At 58.4% G+C, this 22,647-nt stretch carries 21 protein-coding genes; 9 read left to right on the top strand and 12 right to left on the bottom strand.

Annotated elements, in window-relative coordinates; translation table 11 throughout:
* Positions 1-158: 158 nt before the first annotated feature.
* Both ACR0JB_RS14320 and amaB read left to right on the top strand, forming a co-directional pair.
* The gene (locus ACR0JB_RS14320; protein ID WP_170361843.1) at positions 159-1,265 is read left to right on the top strand and encodes a saccharopine dehydrogenase family protein; all 1,107 of its coding nucleotides are present in this window, start codon (positions 159-161) and stop codon (positions 1,263-1,265) included.
* Positions 1,266-1,268: 3 nt separating this feature from the next.
* Positions 1,269-2,780 carry an L-piperidine-6-carboxylate dehydrogenase gene (amaB, locus tag ACR0JB_RS14325; RefSeq protein ID WP_170399344.1) on the top strand — a complete coding sequence of 504 codons (1,512 nt, stop codon included), beginning with the start codon at positions 1,269-1,271 and terminating at the stop codon, positions 2,778-2,780.
* Between the two features lie 35 nt (positions 2,781-2,815).
* Here the strand turns inward: amaB and ACR0JB_RS14330 are convergent, their stop codons facing one another.
* The gene (locus ACR0JB_RS14330) at positions 2,816-4,393 is read right to left on the bottom strand and encodes a DUF5928 domain-containing protein (protein ID WP_170399347.1); all 1,578 of its coding nucleotides are present in this window, start codon (positions 4,391-4,393) and stop codon (positions 2,816-2,818) included.
* A gap of 140 nt (positions 4,394-4,533) precedes the next feature.
* On the opposite strand from ACR0JB_RS14330, the gene ACR0JB_RS14335 reads away from it, so the two are divergent.
* Complete coding sequence (locus tag ACR0JB_RS14335; protein WP_170399350.1) at positions 4,534-5,352, top strand: sulfotransferase family protein; 819 nt, start codon at positions 4,534-4,536, stop codon at positions 5,350-5,352.
* A 393-nt stretch (positions 5,353-5,745) separates the two neighbouring features.
* On the opposite strand, the gene ilvD is transcribed toward ACR0JB_RS14335, so the two are convergent.
* On the bottom strand, positions 5,746-7,578 hold the full coding sequence (gene ilvD / locus ACR0JB_RS14340; RefSeq protein WP_480790011.1) for a dihydroxy-acid dehydratase: 1,833 nt from the start codon (positions 7,576-7,578) through the stop codon (positions 5,746-5,748).
* Between the two features lie 106 nt (positions 7,579-7,684).
* Here ilvD and ACR0JB_RS14345 point away from each other — a divergent pair, with 106 nt between their 5' ends.
* From ACR0JB_RS14345 to ACR0JB_RS14360, 4 genes are all read left to right on the top strand, one after another.
* Entirely contained in the window at positions 7,685-8,248 is a 564-nt protein-coding gene (locus tag ACR0JB_RS14345) for a helix-turn-helix domain-containing protein (RefSeq protein WP_170399559.1), read from the top strand.
* 29 nt (positions 8,249-8,277) lie between these two features.
* Positions 8,278-8,547 (top strand): CBU_0592 family membrane protein, encoded by a 270-nt coding sequence (locus ACR0JB_RS14350; RefSeq protein WP_170351845.1) that lies wholly within the window; start codon positions 8,278-8,280, stop codon positions 8,545-8,547.
* 80 nt (positions 8,548-8,627) lie between these two features.
* Positions 8,628-9,482: a 3-mercaptopyruvate sulfurtransferase gene (gene sseA, locus ACR0JB_RS14355; RefSeq protein ID WP_170399356.1), complete on the top strand. Its 855-nt coding sequence runs from the start codon at positions 8,628-8,630 to the stop codon at positions 9,480-9,482.
* Complete coding sequence (locus ACR0JB_RS14360) at positions 9,482-10,666, top strand: amino acid aminotransferase (RefSeq protein ID WP_170399361.1); 1,185 nt, start codon at positions 9,482-9,484, stop codon at positions 10,664-10,666. Before sseA ends, ACR0JB_RS14360 begins: the two co-directional genes overlap by 1 nt.
* A gap of 71 nt (positions 10,667-10,737) precedes the next feature.
* On the opposite strand, the gene ACR0JB_RS14365 is transcribed toward ACR0JB_RS14360, so the two are convergent.
* Complete coding sequence (locus ACR0JB_RS14365; protein WP_480790012.1) at positions 10,738-12,066, bottom strand: ammonium transporter; 1,329 nt, start codon at positions 12,064-12,066, stop codon at positions 10,738-10,740.
* Positions 12,067-12,099: 33 nt separating this feature from the next.
* Positions 12,100-12,438: a P-II family nitrogen regulator gene (locus ACR0JB_RS14370; RefSeq protein ID WP_170351849.1), complete on the bottom strand. Its 339-nt coding sequence runs from the start codon at positions 12,436-12,438 to the stop codon at positions 12,100-12,102.
* A gap of 250 nt (positions 12,439-12,688) precedes the next feature.
* Here ACR0JB_RS14370 and ACR0JB_RS14375 point away from each other — a divergent pair, with 250 nt between their 5' ends.
* Positions 12,689-14,872, top strand: a complete 2,184-nt coding sequence (locus ACR0JB_RS14375) for a transglycosylase domain-containing protein (protein WP_170399375.1) — start codon at positions 12,689-12,691, stop codon at positions 14,870-14,872.
* Positions 14,873-14,934: 62 nt separating this feature from the next.
* Here the strand turns inward: ACR0JB_RS14375 and leuB are convergent, their stop codons facing one another.
* Entirely contained in the window at positions 14,935-16,038 is a 1,104-nt protein-coding gene (gene leuB / locus ACR0JB_RS14380; protein ID WP_170361851.1) for a 3-isopropylmalate dehydrogenase, read from the bottom strand.
* 91 nt (positions 16,039-16,129) lie between these two features.
* Between leuB and ACR0JB_RS14385 the strand changes: the two genes are divergently transcribed.
* Entirely contained in the window at positions 16,130-16,657 is a 528-nt protein-coding gene (locus tag ACR0JB_RS14385) for a redoxin domain-containing protein (RefSeq protein ID WP_480790013.1), read from the top strand.
* Here the strand turns inward: ACR0JB_RS14385 and ACR0JB_RS14390 are convergent.
* The 7 genes from ACR0JB_RS14390 to ACR0JB_RS14420 form a co-directional block, all read right to left on the bottom strand.
* Positions 16,654-17,547, bottom strand: a complete 894-nt coding sequence (locus ACR0JB_RS14390; RefSeq protein WP_170361852.1) for a LysR family transcriptional regulator — start codon at positions 17,545-17,547, stop codon at positions 16,654-16,656. The genes ACR0JB_RS14385 and ACR0JB_RS14390 overlap by 4 nt on opposite strands.
* A gap of 57 nt (positions 17,548-17,604) precedes the next feature.
* On the bottom strand, positions 17,605-18,648 hold the full coding sequence (locus ACR0JB_RS14395) for an endonuclease/exonuclease/phosphatase family protein (protein WP_170399379.1): 1,044 nt from the start codon (positions 18,646-18,648) through the stop codon (positions 17,605-17,607).
* The gene (locus ACR0JB_RS14400) at positions 18,645-19,475 is read right to left on the bottom strand and encodes a hypothetical protein (protein WP_170351855.1); all 831 of its coding nucleotides are present in this window, start codon (positions 19,473-19,475) and stop codon (positions 18,645-18,647) included. The genes ACR0JB_RS14395 and ACR0JB_RS14400 overlap by 4 nt, the downstream gene beginning before the upstream one ends.
* Before the next feature lie 331 nt (positions 19,476-19,806).
* Entirely contained in the window at positions 19,807-20,412 is a 606-nt protein-coding gene (leuD, locus tag ACR0JB_RS14405) for a 3-isopropylmalate dehydratase small subunit (RefSeq protein ID WP_170351856.1), read from the bottom strand.
* A 42-nt stretch (positions 20,413-20,454) separates the two neighbouring features.
* The gene (locus tag ACR0JB_RS14410; RefSeq protein ID WP_170351857.1) at positions 20,455-21,009 is read right to left on the bottom strand and encodes an HdeD family acid-resistance protein; all 555 of its coding nucleotides are present in this window, start codon (positions 21,007-21,009) and stop codon (positions 20,455-20,457) included.
* Between the two features lie 37 nt (positions 21,010-21,046).
* Positions 21,047-22,450, bottom strand: a complete 1,404-nt coding sequence (gene leuC / locus ACR0JB_RS14415; protein ID WP_170379337.1) for a 3-isopropylmalate dehydratase large subunit — start codon at positions 22,448-22,450, stop codon at positions 21,047-21,049.
* 53 nt (positions 22,451-22,503) lie between these two features.
* Positions 22,504-22,602 carry an isopropylmalate isomerase gene (locus ACR0JB_RS14420; RefSeq protein WP_170351859.1) on the bottom strand — a complete coding sequence of 33 codons (99 nt, stop codon included), beginning with the start codon at positions 22,600-22,602 and terminating at the stop codon, positions 22,504-22,506.
* Between the last annotated feature and the right edge of the window lie 45 nt (positions 22,603-22,647).

The raw sequence follows: 22,647 nt of genomic DNA on the forward strand, positions 1-22,647 counted from the left end.
TGTAGCTTTTGTCGCCCGCTTCCTGTCAGCCATAGTTTTGACATTATGTCGAAATTACCGTCGTAATGACGTAACTCTCCGCGTTTTCGTCAAGAATACCCCTGCAGATCGAACAGCCCACCCCTCATACTTTTCCTAAACGAAAGAGGAGGCGCGTTTTGAGCTGGAATATTTGTGTCATAGGGGCAGGTAAGATCGGTCAGATGATCGCCAGCCTGCTGCAAGCATCGTCGAATTACTCGGTCACCGTTGCCGACCGCGATCTGGCGGCGTTATCGGTGCTTAATAAACAGGGGATTGCGACCCGGCAGATCGATGTGGGGGATGAGGCACAACTGACCCAAGGACTGTCTGGGTTTGATGCCGTAATCTCAGCTGCTCCGTTCTTTTTGACGCCGAAGATTGCCAAGGCGGCCAAGACCGCCGGGGCACACTACTTTGACCTGACCGAAGACGTTGCAGCCACCAATGCGGTGCGCGAATTGGCCGAAGACAGCGATACCGCCTTCATGCCGCAATGCGGTCTGGCTCCGGGCTTCGTTGGCATTGCTGGCGCGTCGCTGGCGGCCGAATTTGACGAGTTGGACAGCCTGCACATGCGGGTGGGGGCGCTGCCACTCTATCCGACCAACGCGATGAAATACAATCTGACCTGGTCGACCGACGGGCTGATCAACGAGTACTGCAACCCCTGCGATGCCATCGTGAATGGCGAGCGCGTGAAAACCGCGCCGCTGGAAGATTACGAAGTGCTGGGCCATGACGGGGTGGAATACGAATGCTTCAACACCTCCGGCGGGTTGGGCACGCTGCCCGAAACGCTTGAGGGTAAGGCGCGGGCGGTATCCTATCGCTCGATCCGCTATCCCGGCCATTGCGATATCCTGAAGCTGCTGCTCAAGGATCTGGGGCTGGAGCGCCGCCGCGACCTGCTGAAGGACATCTTCGAGACCGCGCTGCCGCGCACCGATCAGGATGTGGTGCTGGTCTATTGCACTGCCAAGGGTCTGATTGACGGTGCGCTGCGCGAGAAATCCCTGATCAACAAAAGCTTTGCCCGCACCCTCAACGGACAGGTCTGGAGCGCCATTCAGGTCACCACCGCCGCAGGCGTTCTGGGCGTGGTCGACCTGATGCGCACCGGGGGACTGCCCGCAAAAGGATTTATCCGGCAGGAACAGGTGAACCTGTCCGATTTCCTCAACACTGAATTTGGCCGACTCTATCGCGCCGGCGACGTAACTGAACAGAACAAGGCGGCCTGAGATATGAAAGACATCGTGATGACTGCGCAAACCACCCTGGCAAATCTGGACCTGACCGAGGCCGAACTGACCGGCGGCACGCTCAAAGTGACCTCGCCGATTGACGGTAGCCTGCTGGCCGAGGTGCATGAGACCCCAGCTTCCGACATGGAGGCCATCCTTGCCCGTTCGAAAATGGCCTTCAAGGCATGGCGCACCGTGCCCGCGCCGCGCCGGGGCGAGTTGATCCGTCTGCTGGGCGAGGAATTGCGCGCCGCCAAGGACGATCTGGGCGCGCTGGTCAGCTGGGAGGCCGGCAAGATCACCTCGGAAGGTCTGGGCGAAGTGCAGGAGATGATCGACATCTGCGATTTTGCCGTTGGTCTGTCGCGCCAGCTATACGGTCTGACCATTGCCTCGGAACGGCCCGGCCACCGGATGATGGAGACATGGCACCCGGCGGGTCCGGTGGGCGTAATCTCGGCCTTCAACTTCCCCGTCGCAGTGTGGTCGTGGAACGCAGCGCTTGCGCTGGTGTGTGGCGATCCGGTGATCTGGAAGCCGTCCGAGAAGTCTCCGCTGACGGCAATGGCCTGTCAGAAAATCTTTGAACGTGCACTGGTCCGGTTCGGCGACGCGCCCGAAGGCTTGTTGCAAACCCTGATCGGCGGCGCCGCGCTGGGCGAGGCGCTGGTGGCCAGCGAGGATGTGCCGGTGATCTCGGCTACGGGTTCAACCCGTATGGGCCGCGCAGTGGCCCCCATCGTGGCGCAACGGTTCGGCAAATGCATTCTGGAACTGGGCGGCAACAACGCTATGATTGTCGGTCCGTCGGCCGACTTGGAAATGGCAGTGCGGGCGATTGTCTTTTCGGCTGTGGGCACCGCGGGTCAGCGTTGTACCACTCTGCGCCGTCTGATTGTGCATAGCTCGATCCGTGAAGAATTGGTGAGCCGTTTGAAAAAGGCCTATGCTGGTTTGCCCATTGGCAACCCGCTGGCTGAGGGCACCTTGATTGGCCCGCTGATCGACGAAGCCTCGGGTGCGGCCATGACCGCAGCCCTGAAAGCGGCCGAGGCCGAAGGCGGCACCGTATTCGGCGGCAACCGTGTGACCGAAGGCGTGCCTGCCGGGGTCTATATGGCACCCGCCATCGTCGAAATGCCCGGCCAAAGCGATGTGGTGAAGACCGAAACCTTTGCTCCGATCCTCTATGTCATGGGTTATGACGATTTTGACGATGCGATCGAGATTCAGAATGACGTACCGCAAGGTCTGTCGTCGTGCGTGTTCACCCTGAACATGCGTGAGGCCGAGCAGTTTTTGACCGCAGCCGGGTCGGATTGCGGAATTGCCAACGTAAATATCGGACCTTCGGGTGCCGAGATCGGTGGCGCATTTGGCGGCGAGAAGGAAACCGGTGGCGGGCGCGAAAGCGGCTCGGACGCCTGGAAGGCCTATATGCGGCGTCAGACCAATACGGTGAACTACTCAGCCGAACTGCCGCTAGCCCAAGGCGTGAAGTTCGACATCTGATTGACCCTCCGGCGGCATCGGCAGATGCCGCCGGATCAGTCTGCAAACAGATAATCCAGTCTCATCACGGCCTGCGCCTTGTCTTCTGGGACATTCAGAAATTCAGCCATTACCTCTTCGTTTTCAGCCCGCGTATTGGCCTCGCGGATACGCAAGTATCCTTCAAACCCCGCACCCCGGATCAACTCGGATTCATAGGCCAGCGAATTGCGCAAGGCCGGCACAAGGCGCGCCACGGTTTCCGATGGGCTGTTTTCTCCGGCCAGACCGACCCGCCGCGCATGGCCGATCAGGTAATCGTCAGAATAGTCGCATTCGATCTCAAGAACCCGGGTCTTGACCTGGTCCGAGCAGAAATCCTGAATGATATCCAGATTGGCCGGGTCCACACACAGCACCAGCTTGTCGGTCCGGAAATGATCGAACATCATCCGCACGACCGCGCGCCGGTGGCGGGAGCGCTTGGTTAGCGTCGTCTCGATACCGCCAAGATTAGGCAAAAGGGTGTCTTCTTCATTGAACAGGTATTCGACACAAGGAATGTCAGTCTCGGACGTGATCTGATCGACCAGACGCTTGGCCACGTGCCATTTTTTGCACGCAATTAGATATAGTTCGCGTTCGGGACCCAAGGTATTCCCGGCCTCCCAAAAACGCTGCCCAAAGCGGCGGCCAACGCGCCCGCGCCCGGTTAGAAACCCATAGAGGTTTCGCCCTTCATCCGAGATTTGGAACTCGACCCCTTCGCTGGCATAGAGCTGGCCCAGCCTCTCTTTCAACTCATGCGCCTCGGGGCTGATCTTGCGGGCAAACATGTAATCCTGCCCCAGCAGCATGTCGTAGTGATCGTTGTAAAAGGTCACCGGCATCCCGTAATCCGAGAACATTAGGAAAGTGGGGGTGCGGTTCTCAATCTCTTCCTTGGGGATCAGATGGCGGACTAGGGTCTGGAAAAACGTCTCATCCGGGATCCAGGTGGTCGAGAAAAAGCGGACCACATCCGGGCGCTGTTGCAGAAGCTCAAGGATCATCTCGACCGTGCGGCGGCGCAGGCACCACCACTGACTGCCGATCATAACTTGGATGTCTGCGGGGATATCGCGCGTCAGGTCAAAGCGTTTCTGCAGGTTGTATGCGGCATAGAACCGCTTGCTCTGGGTGCGTTCGTTGAAGAAATGACGGTAAATTAGCCGGTCTTCCTTCATACCGGTTTTGATCCAGTTGCTGGCAAAGAAATCGTGGCTTTCCACAAAATCCTTGTCGTTTTCGTCCAGAAACCAATGGATGTACTCGGCGGTTTTGATCGCCATGCAATCGCCAGACAGCATGTAGAAATGGGTGACCCGTGGAAACGCATCCACCGCAGCCTGCACGGCATTTAGGGTCGCCTGCACCAAAGACCACTCGCCCCAGCCGCATTTGATGCGCTTGGCGGCAAAAGCCACATTTGGATTATCTTTCAACGCGCTGCGAATACGGTCATAGGCCACCGCGCTGGCGCGCGCGTCAAAATGGATGGCCATGCAGTCGCCTGCGGCTGTCAGTTGCTCGGCCTGCGCGATGATTGCGTCAGGGTCCTTGTGGCACAATAGAATATAGGCAATTTTTGCCATATTGCGTCTGTAACGTCCGTTTCTGCCTGTTTGCTCTCTGATACTGAGGATGAGCGATTGAATAAACAGAATATTTTTGGTTCTTTATGAGCCTAGGCGGGCGCGTGTGGTTATTTTGACCCGCTGAGGAGGCATTGCAGATGGGTTTTCCCGGTACATGGATGACCGAGAGTGAGAGCATGGTGTACCGTGTTGTGCCGAAATGTGCGTGCTCGACCATCGGGCAGATTATGTACTACTCGGACCACGGTCGGTTTTTCGACGGCGATATTCATGACGCCAAGGACGGTATGCACAAATGGGCCTTTGCCGACAGCCAGGCCCGGATTTCCGGCAATATTCGCAAGCACGCCTCATACTCTTTTACTTGCGTGCGCAATCCTTACACGCGGATACTGAGTTCATTCTTCGACAAGATTTGCGGCATCCAGCGCAACGGCAGCCGGTATCGCGGCAATCTGGTGCCGACGCTGATCTATAATTACGGGATCGAAGTGGGCGGCGATGACGGCAAGGGCGAGTTCGATCAGATCGCTAGTTTTCGACGCTTTTTGCTGTTTGCGCGGGATACGATCCGCTGGCGCCGACCGATGGACCCGGACATTCACTGGTCGGCCGTGTCAGGGCATGTCTCGACTTTCATCGTAAATGGTGGGCGATACGACCGCATTTTCTGGACTGAGAAATTCAATGACGGAATGCAGGGGGTGCTGGACAATCTGGACACACCTCACGCGGTCAGCCTTTCAGATATTCCACGGTTCAACGAATCCGAAGGGCATGGCCCCAAACGGGCGCATCGGGTCGAGGATTATTTCGACGATCTGTCCATGCATTTGGTCTACGAAATCTACAAACAGGATTTCGAACTGTTCCGATACGATTTTGAGAACCCGGCGAATAAGATGCCGATCGGTGAAATTGATCTGGATGAAGTTCACGCCAAACTTGGCGATTGAATGTAGTGGATGTTTGGTTGGCGGCCGGTGATTGTTAAATTCACTGCGCGAAGTTTATCTCCGCGCAGCGCCACATCAGAAGCTAATCTCTGATTTCATTTTGATCTCGCAGCGGGTGAAAATCGGGTTACTTTTTCCCACCCGGATTGTCGTTACCGCGGCCGCCGCCAGACGAATTACCGGTTTGTGATGGATAGCCAGCACCGTTCGGGTCGTTTTGAGGTGAACCTTTTCCCATTATTTTGCTCCTTCGTAATCATTTAATTTTACTCACTAATTTGTGAGTAAATATCATGTAGGTACTAGGAGGGCTTGTGCAACCATAGTCATATAAAAATATGATAACGCCGATCGAGGCTGCACGTACAACCTCGATTGACGCTACAATTCGATTCAGACCTGACGCACCGCCCCTTTCGCCGCGCTGGTTGTCAACTTGGCATAAGCCTTCAGCGCGGTCGACACCTTGCGCTTGCGCGGCTCGGCCGGCACCCAGCCCTTTTCGTCCTGCTCTTCGCGCCGTGCTGCAAGTTCTTCGTCTGATACGGCCAGATGGATGCTGCGGTTGGGGATGTCGATCTCGATCTTGTCGCCCGGGCGCACCAGTCCGATCTCACCGCCCTCGGCGGCTTCGGGTGAGACGTGGCCAATCGAAAGGCCGGATGTACCGCCCGAGAACCGACCATCAGTCAGCAGGGCGCAGGCTTTGCCCAGACCTTTGGATTTCAGATACGAGGTCGGATACAGCATTTCCTGCATCCCCGGACCGCCGCGCGGGCCTTCATAGCGGATCACCACGACGTCGCCCGCTTCGACTTTGCCGGTCAGAATGTCATTGACCGCCTGATCCTGACTTTCGCAGACATAGGCCGATCCGGTGAAGGTCAGGCTGGCGGGATCAACGCCTGCAGTTTTCACGATACAGCCGTCCCGAGCGATATTGCCAAACAAAACCGCCAGACCGCCATCCTGGCTGAAGGCATGCTCTTTCGACCGGATTACACCGCCTTCGCGGTCGATATCCAGATCCTTGTACCGGTTCGATTGGCTGAAGGCTTGGGTGGTGCGCACGCCCCCCGGGGCGGCCTTGAACAGCTCTTGCGCCTTGGGGTTGTTGGCGACCTTGATGTCCCAATTCGCGATTGCCTCACCCATCGTGGCGGAATGCACGGTGGCGCAATCTTCGTGCAGCAGCCCCGCTCGGCCAAGCTCACCCAGGATCGAGAAGATACCCCCGGCGCGGTGAACGTCTTCCATGTGTACGTTTTCAGTGTTTGGTGCCACCTTGCACAGGCAGGGGACTTTGCGGCTAAGGCGGTCCATGTCGGACATAGTGAAATGCACCTCGCCTTCATGCGCGATGGCCAGCAGGTGAAGAACCGTGTTGGTCGATCCGCCCATGGCAATGTCGAGGCTCATGGCGTTTTCAAACGCCTCAAAGGTTGCGATCTCGCGCGGCAGGAAGCCTTTTTCGTTCAGATCATAATGGCGTTTTGTGATCTCGACGATGCGGCGACCGGCTTCAAGAAACAGATCTTTTCGATCAGCGTGGGTGGCCAGGGTCGAACCATTGCCCGGCAGCGCTAGACCCAGCGCTTCGGCCAGGCAGTTCATCGAGTTGGCGGTGAACATGCCCGAGCATGACCCGCAGGTGGGGCAGGCATTTTCTTCGATATGCTGCACCTGTTCGTCGGTGTATTTGTCATCAGCGGCGGCAACCATCGCGTCGACGAGGTCGATCTTTTTGACGTCCAGATCAGCGATGTCGATCTTGCCCGCTTCCATTGGACCGCCCGAGACGAAGATGGCCGGGATGTTCAGGCGCATAGCGGCCATCAACATGCCAGGGGTGATCTTGTCACAGTTCGAGATGCAGACCATCGCATCGGCGCAATGCGCGTTGACCATGTATTCCACCGAATCCGCGATCACCTCACGCGAGGGTAGCGAATACAGCATTCCGTCATGGCCCATGGCGATACCGTCATCCACCGCAATGGTGTTGAACTCCTTGGCGACACCGCCTGCGGCCTCAACCTCACGCGCGACCATCTGGCCCAAATCCTTCAGGTGCACGTGGCCGGGAACGAACTGGGTGAACGAGTTGACGATGGCGATGATCGGTTTGCCGAAATCGTCATCCTGCATACCGGTTGCGCGCCACAGGCCGCGGGCACCGGCCATGTTGCGGCCATGGGTGGAGGTTCTGGATCGGTACATTGGCATGATGCTGTTTCCCTTTTGCCCCGGTTGCGATATGCGGGATGTGTGCGTTATAGCGCACGTACCACATGTGCGCTATAACGCACAAGAGGATTCGAAAGACGATCAGATGGCACCGGACGATATTACACTGAAACTGCGGGATGTGCGGGCGGCCTCGGGGCTGAGCCTGTCGAAGGTGGCTGAGATGACCGGCGTCAGCAAAGCCATGCTGGGCCAGATCGAGCGTGGCGAATCCAGCCCGACCATCGCGACGCTGTGGAAGATTGCCAAAGGGTTTCAACTGCCCCTCAGCGCATTGATCGGCACGGCGGCACTGCGCGATACGACAACGCCTGACGTGTTTCGCACGGTGACCTTTCCAGGCAGCATCGAAGTTAAGATCGTCTTTCCCTTTGACCCCGCCTTACGGGCCGAGACATTTCATGTGAAACTTGCGCCGAACCAAAGCCACGAGTCCGCCGCCCACGCGACTGGCGTGACGGAAGAGGTCTTTGTCCTGAACGGCGCGCTTGAGATTTTGCGTGATGGGGAGTGGGTGGCGCTTGAGGCGGGACAGGGCCTGCGATTTGCGGCGGACCTGCCGCATGGCTATCGCGCCGGTGATCAAGGGGCTGTTTTTTTGAACATGCACCATTATGCACAATTGGATGCGCTGGCCGCGATCGGCTGAACCTGACCCCACATAGTAATAGGCAAGATATGGGCGCTTTTCTGGAAACTCTAACACTGGCGGACGCGATTGGCTCAATCGGTGCTTTGGTCGTGGTGGCTGCGTATTTTGCCACTCAGATGCGGATGATGAATTCGGACGATTTGGCATTCCCGGTGCTGAACCTCGCCGGGTCGATCCTGATCGTCTATTCGCTGCTTCAGAATTTCAATCTGGCGTCGATGTTGATCGAATCCTTCTGGATTCTGATCAGTATGATCGGGATCGTTCAGTTTTTCCGTCTCAGACGCGCGCGTTAGGCGGGCTAGGCCCCATCCAGTCTTGAACCCGAATGCGTGCGCGTATAGGGAAAACTCAAGCTCGCTTAGGGGAGGCTTTGATGCTGGACGATCCGAAAACACTCGTTTCCACCGAATGGCTTGCCGCCCATATCAAGGATCCTGATTTACGGATTCTGGACGGGTCGTGGTATCTGCCGCAACAGGGGCGGGATGCTAAGGCGGAATATGATGCCGCCCATATTCCCGGCGCGCGGTTCTTCGATATCGATGATATTTCCGATCAGCGTTCGGACTTGCCGCATATGGCACCACCGGTCGAAAAATTCATGTCGCGCTTGCGGGCGATGGGTGTGGGGGATGGACATCAAGTCGTGGTCTATGACGGTGCCGGGTTGATGTCTGCGGCGCGGGTCTGGTGGCTGTTTCGGCTGATGGGTCAGGAAAACATCGCTGTTTTAGATGGCGGCTTGCCGAAATGGCAGGCCGAGGGCCGAGAAATCGAAGACCTGCCGCCGATCATTCGGGATCGCCATATGACCGTACGAGTGCAAAACCATTTGGTACGGGATGTGACGCAGGTATCGGCCGCAGCCAAACTCGCCGATCATGAGATTATCGATGCCCGATCCGCCGCCCGCTTTGCCGGAACTGCGGCTGAGCCGCGCGAAGGTTTGCGGTCGGGGCATATTCCGGGGTCGCGCAACGTGCCTTTTGACCTGTTGCTGAACAAGAATGGTACGATGAAATCGCCCGACGATTGCCGCGCTGTGTTCGAAGCCGCAGGTGTGGACCTGTCAAAGCCCGCGATCACATCCTGCGGGTCGGGCGTGACCGCCGCCATCCTCAGCCTGGCGTTGGAACGCTTGGGCAAGAAAGATCATTCGCTTTATGACGGCTCCTGGGCTGAATGGGGTGCCTTCCCGACCCTGCCCGTCGCAACCGGAGAGAACTGATGTTCGAGAACCTCAAGCCGCAACCTGCCGACAAAATTCTGGCATTGGTGCAGATGTACCGCGAAGACCCGCGTGATCAAAAGATCGATTTGGGCGTCGGCGTCTACAAGAATGCCGAAGGCGTGACCCCGGTGATGCGCGCGGTGAAGGCCGCCGAAAAGCGCATTCTGGAAGAGCAGGAAAGCAAAGCCTATACCGGTCTGGCCGGTGACCCGGCTTATGCGGATGCGATGATCGGCCTGATCCTGGGCACGTCTGTGCCACGCGGTAACATCGCTGCCGTGGCCACCCCGGGCGGCACCGGAGCCTGCCGTCAGGCGTTCGAATTGATCCGCATGGCTAACCCATCGGCGCGCCTTTTCGTGTCGAACCCGACATGGCCGAACCACCTGTCGATTCTGAACTATCTGGGAATGGAGATGGTCCCCTATCGCTATTTCGACGGCGATACCCGTGGCGTCGACTTCGATGGCATGATCGAGGATCTCAAGACGGCCAAGGCGGGTGACGTGGTGCTGTTGCACGGCTGCTGCCACAACCCGACCGGCGCCAACCTGAACATGGTGCAGTGGCAAGAGGTCGTGAACCTGATCAACGAACGTGGTCTGGTAGCGATGATCGACATTGCCTATCAGGGCTTTGGCGACGGTCTGGAGGCGGACGCGCAGGCGGCCCGTCTGGTAGCCTCGTCGGTCAAGCGCTGCTTGATCGCGGCGTCGTGCTCGAAGAATTTCGGCATCTACCGCGAACGTACCGGCCTGTTGATGGCGATCAGTGATGATGCGGCGCAGACAGACTTGAATCAGGCTACGCTGGCCTTCCTGAACCGCCAGAACTATTCCTTCCCGCCCGATCACGGTGCACGCGTGGTGACCACCATCTTGAATGACGACGCCCTGCGCGCCGATTGGGCTGCCGAGCTCGAAGATGTTCGCCTGTCCATGCTGGGCCTGCGCCAGCAACTGTCGGATGAGTTGCAGCGGCTGAGCGGCTCGGACCGCTTTGGTTTCATTGCTCAGCACCGCGGTATGTTCTCGCGCCTGGGTGCGGCTCCGGAACTGGTCGAGAAACTGCGCGACGATCACGGTATCTACATGGTCGGCGACAGCCGTCTGAACATCGCCGGTCTGAATGCAACGACGGTGCCAATTCTGGCCAAGGCGATTGTCGACGTCGGGGTTTGAAATCCCGCAGTTTTAAAAAATGAAAACCCGGACGCGAACGCCCGGGTTTTTTGTTTGAGAGTGGTTGACTCTTAGCCTTTTGAAAACTCGGGATACGCTTCCATACCCAGTTCCGCCATGTCGAGGCCGTTGATCTCGTCCTCTTCGCTGACGCGGATGCCGACGGTGGCTTTCAGGATCATCCACAGGATCAGGGCTCCGACAAAGGTGAAGACACCGTAGGCAATGATGCCGGTCAATTGTGTGATCAGCGTGGCCTCGCCGTAGAAGATGACGGCGATGGTGCCCCAGATACCGCAGAACAGGTGAACCGGGATGGCACCGACCACGTCGTCGATCTTGAACTTGTCCAGCATCGGAACCGCAAAGACCACGATGATACCGCCCACGGCACCGATCCACAGCGCACCGAACAGGGTCGGGGCCAGAGGCTCGGCCGTGATCGACACCAAACCGGCCAGTGCGCCGTTCAGTACCATGGTCAGGTCAGGCTTTTTGTACAACAGCTGGGTCATGATCAGCGCCGCGACAGCCCCCGAAGCGGCGGCCATGTTGGTGTTGGCAAAGATGCGCGACACGTCCGAGACATCCCCCACGGTGCCCATAGCCAATTGCGAGCCGCCGTTGAAGCCGAACCAGCCCAGCCACAGGATGAACGTTCCCAAGGTTGCCAGCGCCAGGTTCGAACCCGGGATCGGGTGGACCTTGCCGTCTTTGTTGTACTTGCCGATGCGCGGACCCAGGATGATGGCCCCGGCCAGAGCCGCCCAGCCACCGACCGAATGCACCACGGTCGAGCCAGCGAAGTCCGAGAATCCGGCTTCGGACAACCAGCCGCCGCCCCACTGCCACGAGCCTGTGATCGGGTACATGATACCGGTTAGCACCACAACGAAGGCCAAGAAGGGCCACAGCTTGATACGTTCGGCCACGGCACCCGAGACGATCGACGCGGTTGCGGCAACGAAGACCAGTTGGAAGAAGAAATCCGAACCGATTGAGGCATAATCCAGAGCCGCTGCATCGGCGCCGACGCCAACGGGATCAAGCACGGTGGTTGAGAAGAACGGACCAAGCCAGCCGGAGATGGACCAGCCATCGCCCGGATACATCAGGTTGAAGCCGATCAGCCAGTACATGATCGCGGCAATCGAAAACAACGCCATATTCTTGATCATCTGCATGGCCACGTTCTTGGAACGCACCAGCCCGCCTTCTAGCATGGCAAAGCCAGCAGCCATGAAGAAAACGAGGAAGCCGCCCATCAGGAACAGCAGAGTGGTAAAGATATACTGGGTGTGCAGCGCGGCCTCGCCTTCGACGGCAGCCTCTTGCGCCAGACCCATCTGCGGCAGCGCGACAATCGCGGCGGCAGGGATGAGAGATTTCATCAGGTTCATAGTCAGTCCTCGAATTTTTGGAATGGAGGGCACTTAAAGCGCCTCTTCGTTCATTTCCCCGGTCCGCACGCGCAGGGCCTGCTCGACATCGAGGACGAAAATCTTGCCGTCGCCGATCTTGCCGGTTCGGGCGGTTTTGGTGATGGTTTCGACGATCTGGTCGGCCATCGTGGCAGGCACCACAATCTCCAACTTGATTTTGGGCACGAAATTCACTGCGTATTCAGCGCCGCGATAGATTTCTGTGTGACCAGATTGAGAGCCAAAGCCCTTGATCTCGGTCACCATCATGCCTTGCAGGCCTGCGTCGGTCAGTGCCTCGCGCACCTCTTCAAGCTTGAACGGCTTGATTGTCGCAATAATCAGTTTCACGTTGGTCCCCTCTGCGGTCCGGTCTGTTTGCACCTGCAGAAAAAAGAGCGTGCCTGACCGCAGTAAGGAACGGGTAAGGAGGGACGACGCCGGGTGAATGCGTGGGGAAGTGCACAATTTTTGCACAAAAAGTAACAATTGAGTAATAAATAGGCACGCTATAGAGGGTGATTGCCGGAATTTCAGACCTCTACTTCACCGGCGCGGCATTGTATTGTGCCTCAAAACGATAACCGGGCAGAGTTTGAGCATGACTGAGTCCAGGCGCCGAAAGGCACCGCTTGTCGCGGATAAAAGATACCCGTCGAAAAGGCGCAAGCCGACGACGACCAAGCGCACCACGAAACCCGCGGGCAAGAAGGCGGCCGCGCGCAAAACGACGACGCGCAAGACCACGCGTAAGAAAACGCGCCGGAAATCCGGTGGCGGTGGTGGGGGTATTTTCCGCCGTTTCTTCCGGTGGGTCTGGCGGTTGATCTGGGGCATAACCTGGCGTGTCGGCGCGGTGGTTGCGATGCTGTTGGCGCTGGCTGTTGGAGTTGTCTACACCACGCTGCCAGATGTGAATGAACTGCTGGACGGTCGGGCGCGGGGGTCGGTCACGCTGTTGGACCGCAACGGCAAGGTCTTTGCTTGGCGCGGGGATCAGTTCGGCGGGGTGATCACGGCGGGCACTGTTTCACCGCACCTCAAAAACGCTGTCGTCGCCACCGAGGATAAGCGGTTCTATCGCCATTTCGGCGTCAGCCCCCGAGGTGTGGCCAGTGCTGTGCGCATCAACCTGAGCGAGGGGCGTGGGCCGCTGTCAGGCCATGGCGGATCAACCATCACGCAGCAGACAGCAAAGCTGTTGTGCTTGGGCGTGCCCTACGTGCCCAGCGAGTGGGAATCCGAGAAAGCATATGAATCGGACTGTCGCCAGGGATCATTGTGGCGCAAGGCCAAGGAAGCGGTCTATGCGATTGCGATGGAGGTCAAGTATTCCAAGGATGAGATTCTGACCATCTATCTCAACCGCGCGTTCCTTGGTGCCGGTGCCCGCGGGTTCGAGGCCGCAAGCCAGCGCTATTTCGGTATCTCTGCAGCCGAGGTGAACCCGGCGCAGGCGGCGATGCTGGCCGGTCTGCTGGTGGCCCCCACGCGTTATGCGCCCACGAACAACCTGCAACGCTCGCAGGATCGGGGGCGGCTGGTGCTAGGGCTGATGGAGGCGCAGGGCTATCTGACAACCGCGCAAGCCAGCAGTGCCCGCAGCAACCCCGCACAACTGTCCGAGGCCGCAGCAGCACGGGCCGGCGGGTATTTCGCCGATTGGGTCATTACCGAGCTGCCCAGTTACTTTGGGGCAGATACCACGGATGATGTGGTGATCAAGACGACCTTGGACCAGCGCTTGCAGAAATCGGCAGAAGAAGCGCTGAAATACATCTTTCAGGAGAAGGTTCGCGAAGGGTCCAAAGCGCAGGCCGCAATTGTGGTGATGTCGGCAGACGGCGCCGTACGCGCCATGGTCGGCGGGCGCCAAACGCGGGTCTCGGGTGCGTTCAACCGCGCCACGCAGGCATTGCGACAGACCGGGTCGTCCTTCAAGCCGTTTGTCTATGCCACTGCTTTGGAGCTGGGCTATTCACCGCTGGATACGGTTGTGGATGAGCCCTATTGCGTCAACATTCCAGGGTCCGGTCAGTGGTGTCCCAAGAACTATACCCACAAGTTCTATGGTCGGGTTACGCTGGCAGATGCACTGAAGAATTCGCTGAACATCCCGGCGGTGAAAGTGGCCGAAGTTGCCGGTCTGGACAATGTCCGCACGGTCGCCAGTGAGTTCGGTATCGACAGCGATCTGGCGCAGGGGCCGGCCTTGGCGCTGGGCGCGTCGGAAAGCACGCTAATCGAGATGACCGGTGCCTATGCCGGTATCCTCAATGGCGGCTCGGCCGTGGAACCCTATGGCCTGTCAGAGTTGAAGTTGCTGGAGGATGATACGCCGGTGATGGTGACCAGTTCGGGCATTGGTGAGCGGGTGATCAACGACAAGGCCGCCAAGCAGCTGACCTGGATGATGCAGCGTGTGGTGTCCGAGGGGACCGGCGCACGGGCGCAACTGCCGGGCTGGCAGGTGGCCGGTAAGACAGGCACGACGCAGGCGGCGCGGGATGCGTGGTTTATCGGATTTACAGCGGATTACGTGGCCGGTGTCTGGATGGGTTATGACGACAACACACCCCTGTCCGGAGTGACCGGGGGTGGGCTGCCCGCAGAGATCTGGAAAGAAACCATGCTGCGCGTGACCGAAGGTATGACACCCACACCGCTGCCGATGCTGGCCCCGGATCCACCTAAACAGGTAGCACAGCCGCAGCGACAACGCCGCAGGCAGGGTGGGTTTGAAAATGCCATCAACAATCTGCTGAACAATATCTTCGGCAACTGATGCACCAATAAAAAAGGCGGTGCGCGTGGCACCGCCTTTTATTTGTCTGATGTGAAAGCGGATCAGAGGCTGCTGTCCAGCGCCGCCAGAATCGCGTCACCCATTTCGGTGGTCGAGACTGGTTGAACGCCCTCATCGGCCAGCAAGTCACCGGTGCGGACACCGTCTGCCAGAACCTTCTCGATCGCGGCCTCCAGTCGATCCGCCTCTTCGCCCTGATCAAAGCTATAGCGCAGTGCCATGGCGAAGCTGAGGATACAGGCGATCGGGTTGGCTTTGCCCTGACCCGTGATATCGGGGGCCGAGCCGTGAACCGGTTCGTACATCGCCTTAGGGCGGCCATTGGCCATCGGTGCGCCCAAGGACGCCGACGGCAGCATGCCCAGCGAGCCGGTCAGCATCGCGGCACAATCCGACAGGATATCGCCGAACAGGTTGTCGGTCAGGATCACGTCAAATTGCTTGGGTGCGCGCACCAGCTGCATCGCGCCGTTGTCGGCATACATGTGCGACAGCTCGACCTCGGGGTATTCCTTGGCCACACGGTCCACGACCTCGCGCCACAGGATGCCCGATTCCATCACGTTGGCCTTTTCCATCGAGCAGACCTTTTTGTTCCGGCGCATCGCCAGTTCAAAGGCCGAGCGCGCGGCGCGTTCGATCTCGGATTCGGTATAGCGCTGGGTGTTGATGCCGACGCGCTCATTGCCTTCTTCGAAGATTCCGCGGGGTTCGCCGAAATAGACGCCCGAGGTCAGCTCGCGCACGATCATGATATCCAGACCGGCGACGATGTCCTTTTTCAGCGACGAGAAATCGGCCAGCGCGTCAAAGCACTGTGCAGGGCGCAGGTTGGAATACAGGTCCATTTCCTTGCGCAGACGCAGCAACCCGCGTTCGGGCTTGAGGCTGAAATCCAGATCGTCGTATTTCGGACCACCAACAGCGCCCAGCAGAACGGCGTCGACCTCTTGTGCCTTGGCCATAGTCTCGTCCGACAGTGGCTTGCCGTGCGCGTCATAGGCCGCACCGCCCACCAGATCCTCGCTCACGTCAAAGTGAAGGCCGCGCTTTTCGCCGAACCAATCGATTACTCTGCGCACTTCGGCCATGACTTCGGGGCCAATTCCGTCTCCGGGCAGGATGAGGAGCGAGGGGTTGGACATGAAGGATCTCCTTGCGTTTCGTCGCAAAGGCCCTAGCGTCTGCGCCGCATCGGGTCAATGAGACGATCCGGACAATTCACGAGGAAAACACATGTTGATACCGGGAAACCCCGTTCCAGAGCTGATAATTGAAACCGTGAGCCATGGACGTTTCGATCTGGATGCCAACAAGGGCGAAAACGGCACGCTGGTGATTCAATATCGCGGCCTGCACTGCCCGATCTGTATCAAGCAGATGACCGAGGTCGAAGCGGCGTTGGATGAATTTGCCGAGCTTGGTATCGAAGTGATCATGATCACCACAGACACGGCTGAGCGCGCCGCGGAAACGACCGAGAAAGCCGGTGTTTCGCGGCTGCGTGTGGGGCACAGCCTGCCAATGGCTGCGGCGCGGGATGATTGGGGGCTGAACATCTCAACCGCGCGCGAAGGCAGCGCCGAACCTGACCTGTTCGCCGAACCAGGTCATTTCTTCATCGCCCCGAATCGAATGCTTTATTATGCGTGGCAACAGACCACGCCCTTTGCCCGACCTGCCATGTCCGACATTGTTGGCGGTCTGAAATTCACTCTGGGCAACAACTACCCGCCGCGCGGCACCTATACCGGCGCGCTTTAAAGGCTGGCCTTCAACCCGTCCGCCAGCAAATCCCAGACCCTGCGAATGCGCGGGGTCTGACGCATGGCCTGCGGTGCGGCCAGCCAGACTGGCAATGTCTGAACATCAACATCCAGCGGTATTATTTCGACATCCGGATCAGCCTTTGCCACTTCGATCTGGGTAAAGCCGATTCCGCATCCCGCACGGACCAGTTGCCAATAGGCGCTTTGCAGGTCACAGCGGGTGGCGAAGCTGTCCCTGCTGGCGGGCCACCCTCGCGCGCGCATCTTAGTGATGATCTGTTCATTGGCGTCAAAGCCTACCAGATCGTGGTCGAACAGTTCTTCGGGGCGTGTTGGCCGCCCGGCGCGATCCAGATAAGTGCGGGCCGCGCAAAAACACAGATGCACATCCCCAAGATAGCGCGAGATCAGGTCCATCTGTTCCGGGCGATACATGCGCACGGCAATGTCGGCCTCGCGATACAGCAGGTTTTCGATGGTATCCGTTGCCACCAGTTCCAACTGAATGGCAGGTTCCTGGGCCCGGATCTGTGCCAGAATTGGTGGCAGCAGATGATGCGATGCAAAGACCGAGGCGGTGATGCGCACCGTCCCCTCCAGTTGCTGTGCCTGACCCGCCGCCGCCAGACTGAATGACGTCATCGCCGAATGCATCTGTTGCGCCATCGGCAGCAGTTGCGCGCCAACATCGCTGAGCTTCAGGCCGCGGGCATGCCGGTCGAACAAGGACACGCCCAACTCATCCTCAAGCGCGTGGATTTGGCGGCCCAGCGTGGGTTGGCTGCGGTCCAATTGCCGCGCTGCTGCCGAAAGCGAGCCGGTCTGAGCCACGGCCAGAAAGCTTTGGATCAAAGACCAGTCGGCATGAGTAAGAGATTTGTCCATTCAGAAATGAATACACCATCCGAGCCTGGCGGCAATAACAGAAGTGAAATGAATGGATCAGTGCGAAAGCCGCTTGGGCGCAGCAATGTCGACCCAGATCAACCGGTGTCTGCTGGCCTGTTCGGCGGCGACGCGCAGAGGCGTGCCCAGTTTGGGCCAGAACACCCCCGCTGCGGTAACTTGCAGGTCGGCCGAAGGCAGCACGTAATCCACCCGCATTTCGCCCACCGCCTTCCAGACCACAGTAGTCTGGGACTCCAATGGTTGATCTGCGTGTGGGTCCTGCAAGCGCGGATCGGCCAGCAGCGCCTGTATTGCCTCTTTCCGCCCATCGCCGCGTGTCGGGTCTAGGTTGGCATCTCCGGCGATCACGAAGGGGCCTTGGGGCCTATGCCCCAATTCTCCGTCCAGAACTGCGGACCAAAGGCGGATTTCGTCGCGGTTGCGCAACCCGTTGCGATCCTCGAGGCCGTCAAACACTGGTGGGGCCGCGTGAAATGTCATCAGATCCAGCGCACCTATGGGTGTGTCCAACGGTACGATCCAATGGGCCACGGCAGACAGGCGCTGAATGCGCTGGGCCTGTTCCGATGGGAAAGGGCCGTCTTCCGTCACTGGCAATTGCGCGCCAGGTAGGTCGCGCCACAGCAGATCCGTAAACTGCTGCACAGTGTCGGTGCGGATAGGGTGCCGTGACAGAACCGCAAGCCCACCCTGACCGGTGAAACGACCCCAGCCCTGCGCGTCTGCCGGACCATGGGTGCGCCCGTCTCCGTTCAGGTCCAAAGCGGTCTCAAGCCCCGCGTTGGGCTGGGCGGCGAAATGATGGGGATAGTCTAGTCCCGCGGCCCGCAGCAGGTCGACCAAAGCAGTCAAAGCCTGCCCGTCCATATCCCAGTCGATGCTTTGCAGGCTGACAATATCCGGCCGGGTTGCGACCAGTACGTCGACCACCGCCTGTACTTGCGGATCGCTACGCCGGATATCGCGCAGCAACAGACCCGGCCCGTCGCGGTTAAGTTCAGTGTTGAAGGTGGCAATGCGCAGCGTTTCTGCCTGTGCCATTACCGGCAACAGCAACAGAAGAAGAATGCGGATCATGCGGCCTGTGTGGACTCAGCCGTGGAATAGGCGCGGCGCTTTTCAACGATCAGATTGGCGATGCGCAATGTCGCCATGCCGCGCATGATCATTGAGGCGGGCAGGAAGGCCCAGGCGCTCATGGTCCAGATCATGGTCTGAGGATTGCTCAGCGAGATCGGGTTGGCAAAGTCGGTCAGCAACTTGATCAGCGCTGGAATCAGGAATGGCAGCAGCACCCCGATCGAGATATTCAGGCGCCCGTCCCGTTGCAGGCGGGTGACGACGTCCCCGCCCTTGGTCGGGTCAAACAGAGGCAGGTTGGTCCAGACGTTGAACGCACCGTTGCCGGTAGGCCAGCCGCGCATCTTCACCGCATAGGCAAAGCTGGCAATGGTCACTAGCGCGGCAACATAAGCCACACTGGCTGAGATACGCACCAATTCGATCAGCGGCGCGTTGGCATCGGCGGGCAGCACCAGCACAACCAGCCGAACCGGCGAATAAGGGAAATCGACAACATTAGCGATGCCCAGCCCCAACGCATAGAAAAGCCCGGTCAGATCGCTGGGCGCATAGGCGTTTTTGCAGATCAGCGTCAGGAAAGTGATCATCGACATCAACCCGACAAAACGCAGGCGGTTCACAGGTGGTGCGTCGCGGAATTCGATAAAGCTGGGAAAGGCCGAGTTATATTCAGCAAACGTCAGAAAGAATGCGAGAATGGCGAGAAAGACGACAATCTCGGTGCCATTCGTTGACGATACGGGCAAGTACAACGCGGGGGTTAGCACCATCAGTGCAACCATTATTCCCCGAATTGCCGCCCCAGTTGTGCGCGCAATCACTATCCGAACCCTTTCCAAACCGGAGTAGCCGATTCTGTGCCGACTTACGTTCCAACTTGTGCCCGCCGCAAAATTTTTTGACGGATGCCTCTGTCTCGCCAACTTTGACGATAAGCGACATTTCGCTCAAGCCAGGGTGCAGAAAACACGTACTTTCGGGCAAAATGATGGCGCAACTGGTGCGGGATTGCATCATTTTCGACGCAAATCCGACGTGTATCTCAATTTGATACCTACATCTTGTGGTTTTCGAGCTTTTAACCCCAAGAATGCGAATGGAGCCACCGAAGCGACCCCATTAGGTTGAGTGTCCACAGATTCATCCACAGAATCACACCCAGGGGCGGGCCTGGCCTGCGTGATCCTCGAATTTGTCGATGTGGTGGTCTTTTTCCATCGTCAGGCCAATATCGTCCAAACCGTTCAGCAGGCAGTGTTTGCGGTGTGGGTCGACGTCAAACTCGATCACGACGCCATCCGAGGTTGTGATCTGCTGGTCTTCCAGATGCACGGTCATGCGGGCGTTCTGACCCTTGTGGGCATCTTCCATCAGCAGCGCGTGATGTTCTTCTTCGACCACGATCGGCAGAATGCCGTTCTTGAAGCAGTTGTTATAGAAGATGTCGGCAAAGCTGGTTGAGATCACCACCTTGATGCCGAAATCCTTGATTGCCCAGGGCGCGTGCTCGCGGGACGAACCGCAGCCAAAATTGTCGCCTGCCACCAGAATCTCGGTTTCACGATAGGCGGGTTGGTTCAGGACGAATTCTTCGTTCTCCTGCCCGTCATCGTGATAGCGCATCTCATCAAACAGCACGACGCCAAGGCCGGACCGTTTAATGGTTTTTAGATGCACTTTCGGAATGATCATATCGGTGTCGATATTGATCAGCGGCATTGGGGCAGCCACCCCGTGGACTTTGTCAAACTTTTCCATGTTCACACTCCTGCGGGATAAGGCTGCGCCCGTGCCCCGCGTTTAAGCCTGTTTCGCTTCTATTGTTTCGTCTTTGGGTGCGTTCTTGATGAAGAGCGCCATGAAGACCAATCCGAACCCGTTGAACAGCATCTCAATGCCTAGGAAGATCCCCAGAATGCTCAGCAGAGCCTGGGGTTCCTTGCCCACATACGTCCAGATGATAGCGGCGAGGACAATCGACAAGATGCCCGAGATCATCGTGGGCCAGAAAAACTGCGTTCCTTTCATCTGGAACGACAGAATTACCCGCGCGATGCCGCCTGCCATAAACAGAACCAGCATCACCGTCGCCAAGGTCAAGGTCCCCTGCAGCGGGTGATCCAGGAAGGACCAGCCCAGAAACAGCATCACCACACCCATGATGAGAGACAGGATCTTGTTGCCGGTGCCTTCGACGGTGAACCCGCCGACAACCTGCAACGCGCCTGCAATCAGCAGCAACACCCCGGTCACCACCGTCACCGCAACCGAAGCTGCAATCGCATTGCCCAGCGCAAAGACGCCAAATGCTATCGACAGCAGCCCCAGCAGGAACCATTTGATCCAGTCACTCATGTGTTCAATCCCTCAAATATCTAGATATGAGGGGACCTTACATCAATTCACGGACGTCTGTCAGCCGTCCCGTAATTGCCGCAGCGGCAGCCATTGCCGGGCTCAGCAGGTGGGTGCGTCCGCCCCGGCCCTGACGACCTTCGAAGTTGCGGTTCGAGGTCGCGGCACAGCGTTCCCCCGGTGCCAACTGGTCCGGGTTCATCGCCAGACACATCGAACACCCGGCCAGACGCCATTCAAAGCCTGCTGCTTTGAAGATATCCGCCAGACCCTCTTCTTCGGCCTGCGCGCGCACCAGGCCCGAGCCGGGAACGATCATGGCCCGCAGACCATCTTTGATCTTTTTGCCCTTCAGAATTTCGGCGGCAGCGCGAAGGTCTTCGATCCGGCCATTGGTGCAGGACCCGATAAAGACGGTGTCAATTTCCACATCGCTCAGCTTTTGGCCCGCTTCCAGGCCCATATATTCGATCGAGCGGCGGGCCGCCTCGACCTTGCCGCCTTCGAAATCCTCGGGGTTCGGCACGGTTGCGGTGATCGGCAGGACGTCTTCGGGGCTGGTGCCCCATGTGACGACTGGCGCAATGTCTTCGCCGCGCAGAGTGATAACCTTGTCAAAATGCGCGTCTTCGTCGGTGTAGAGCGTTTTCCACCAGTTCAAAGCCGCTTCCCATTGCGCACCCTTCGGCGCGTGGGGGCGTCCTTTGACATATTCATATGTGGTCTCGTCCGGCGCGATCAGGCCGGCACGCGCGCCGCCTTCGATGGCCATATTGCAGACGGTCATGCGGCCTTCCATGGACAAATCGCGGATCGCTTCGCCGCAATACTCGATGACATAGCCGGTGCCGCCAGCGGTGCCGGTCTCACCGATCACGGCCAGAGTAATGTCCTTGGCGGTCACGCCCGGTTGCAATTTGCCGGTGATCTCGACCTTCATGTTCTTGGATTTCTTCTGGATCAGAGTCTGTGTGGCCAGAACATGCTCGACCTCAGACGTGCCGATACCGTGGGCCAGCGCGCCAAACGCGCCATGGGTGGCAGTGTGGCTGTCGCCGCAGACAACGGTCATGCCGGGCAGGGTCCAGCCCTGTTCCGGGCCGACGATATGCACGATGCCCTGACGGACGTCATGCACTGGGTAATAGTGAATGCCGAAATCCTTGGCGTTCTTGTCCAACGCTTCGACCTGAATTCGCGATTCCGGGTTTTCGATCCCGTTCACGCGATCCGGTGTAGTCGGAACGTTATGATCCGGCACGGCGATGGTTTTTTCCGGGGCGCGCACCTTGCGGCCCGCCATGCGCAGGCCTTCGAACGCCTGCGGGCTGGTCACTTCGTGGACCAGGTGGCGGTCAATATACAGCAGGCAGGTGCCATCATCGGCTTCGTGCGCGACATGGGCATCCCAGATTTTGTCATAGAGTGTTTTGGGGGACATCGGTCCTCTCCCGTATTTAAATGAGAAATAGCTGGCGAGTGGCTGGACGCGCCTTATAGGCGGGCCAGAACCGTGCGGGCGGCCCCAAAGAACCGTTCACGCAGGCGCGTGCGGTCTTGCAACGTCGGTGCAGGGGCCAGATTGAGTCTCATGCGCACCAGATATATCGGGCTTTGCTGTCAATCAAGGTTCAATCC

It is taken from the genome of Ruegeria sp. BI7, from assembly GCF_056537925.1.

What these genes read in the sequence shown, in the direction of transcription:
- ACR0JB_RS14345 (WP_170399559.1), top strand. Translation starts at nt 7,685, where the DNA reads ATGGCACCGGACGATATTACACTGAAACTGCGGGATGTGCGGGCGGCC.
- ACR0JB_RS14420 (WP_170351859.1), bottom strand. Translation starts at nt 22,602, where the DNA reads ATGAGACTCAATCTGGCCCCTGCACCGACGTTGCAAGACCGCACGCGC.
- ACR0JB_RS14390 (WP_170361852.1), bottom strand. Translation starts at nt 17,547, where the DNA reads ATGGACAAATCTCTTACTCATGCCGACTGGTCTTTGATCCAAAGCTTT.
- ACR0JB_RS14360 (WP_170399361.1), top strand. Translation starts at nt 9,482, where the DNA reads ATGTTCGAGAACCTCAAGCCGCAACCTGCCGACAAAATTCTGGCATTG.
- leuC (WP_170379337.1), bottom strand. Translation starts at nt 22,450, where the DNA reads ATGTCCCCCAAAACACTCTATGACAAAATCTGGGATGCCCATGTCGCG.
- ACR0JB_RS14350 (WP_170351845.1), top strand. Translation starts at nt 8,278, where the DNA reads ATGGGCGCTTTTCTGGAAACTCTAACACTGGCGGACGCGATTGGCTCA.
- ACR0JB_RS14410 (WP_170351857.1), bottom strand. Translation starts at nt 21,009, where the DNA reads ATGAGTGACTGGATCAAATGGTTCCTGCTGGGGCTGCTGTCGATAGCA.
- ilvD (WP_480790011.1), bottom strand. Translation starts at nt 7,578, where the DNA reads ATGCCAATGTACCGATCCAGAACCTCCACCCATGGCCGCAACATGGCC.
- amaB (WP_170399344.1), top strand. Translation starts at nt 1,269, where the DNA reads ATGAAAGACATCGTGATGACTGCGCAAACCACCCTGGCAAATCTGGAC.
- leuB (WP_170361851.1), bottom strand. Translation starts at nt 16,038, where the DNA reads ATGTCCAACCCCTCGCTCCTCATCCTGCCCGGAGACGGAATTGGCCCC.
- ACR0JB_RS14365 (WP_480790012.1), bottom strand. Translation starts at nt 12,066, where the DNA reads ATGAACCTGATGAAATCTCTCATCCCTGCCGCCGCGATTGTCGCGCTG.
- ACR0JB_RS14395 (WP_170399379.1), bottom strand. Translation starts at nt 18,648, where the DNA reads ATGATCCGCATTCTTCTTCTGTTGCTGTTGCCGGTAATGGCACAGGCA.
- ACR0JB_RS14375 (WP_170399375.1), top strand. Translation starts at nt 12,689, where the DNA reads ATGACTGAGTCCAGGCGCCGAAAGGCACCGCTTGTCGCGGATAAAAGA.
- ACR0JB_RS14385 (WP_480790013.1), top strand. Translation starts at nt 16,130, where the DNA reads ATGTTGATACCGGGAAACCCCGTTCCAGAGCTGATAATTGAAACCGTG.
- sseA (WP_170399356.1), top strand. Translation starts at nt 8,628, where the DNA reads ATGCTGGACGATCCGAAAACACTCGTTTCCACCGAATGGCTTGCCGCC.
- ACR0JB_RS14335 (WP_170399350.1), top strand. Translation starts at nt 4,534, where the DNA reads ATGGGTTTTCCCGGTACATGGATGACCGAGAGTGAGAGCATGGTGTAC.
- ACR0JB_RS14330 (WP_170399347.1), bottom strand. Translation starts at nt 4,393, where the DNA reads ATGGCAAAAATTGCCTATATTCTATTGTGCCACAAGGACCCTGACGCA.
- leuD (WP_170351856.1), bottom strand. Translation starts at nt 20,412, where the DNA reads ATGGAAAAGTTTGACAAAGTCCACGGGGTGGCTGCCCCAATGCCGCTG.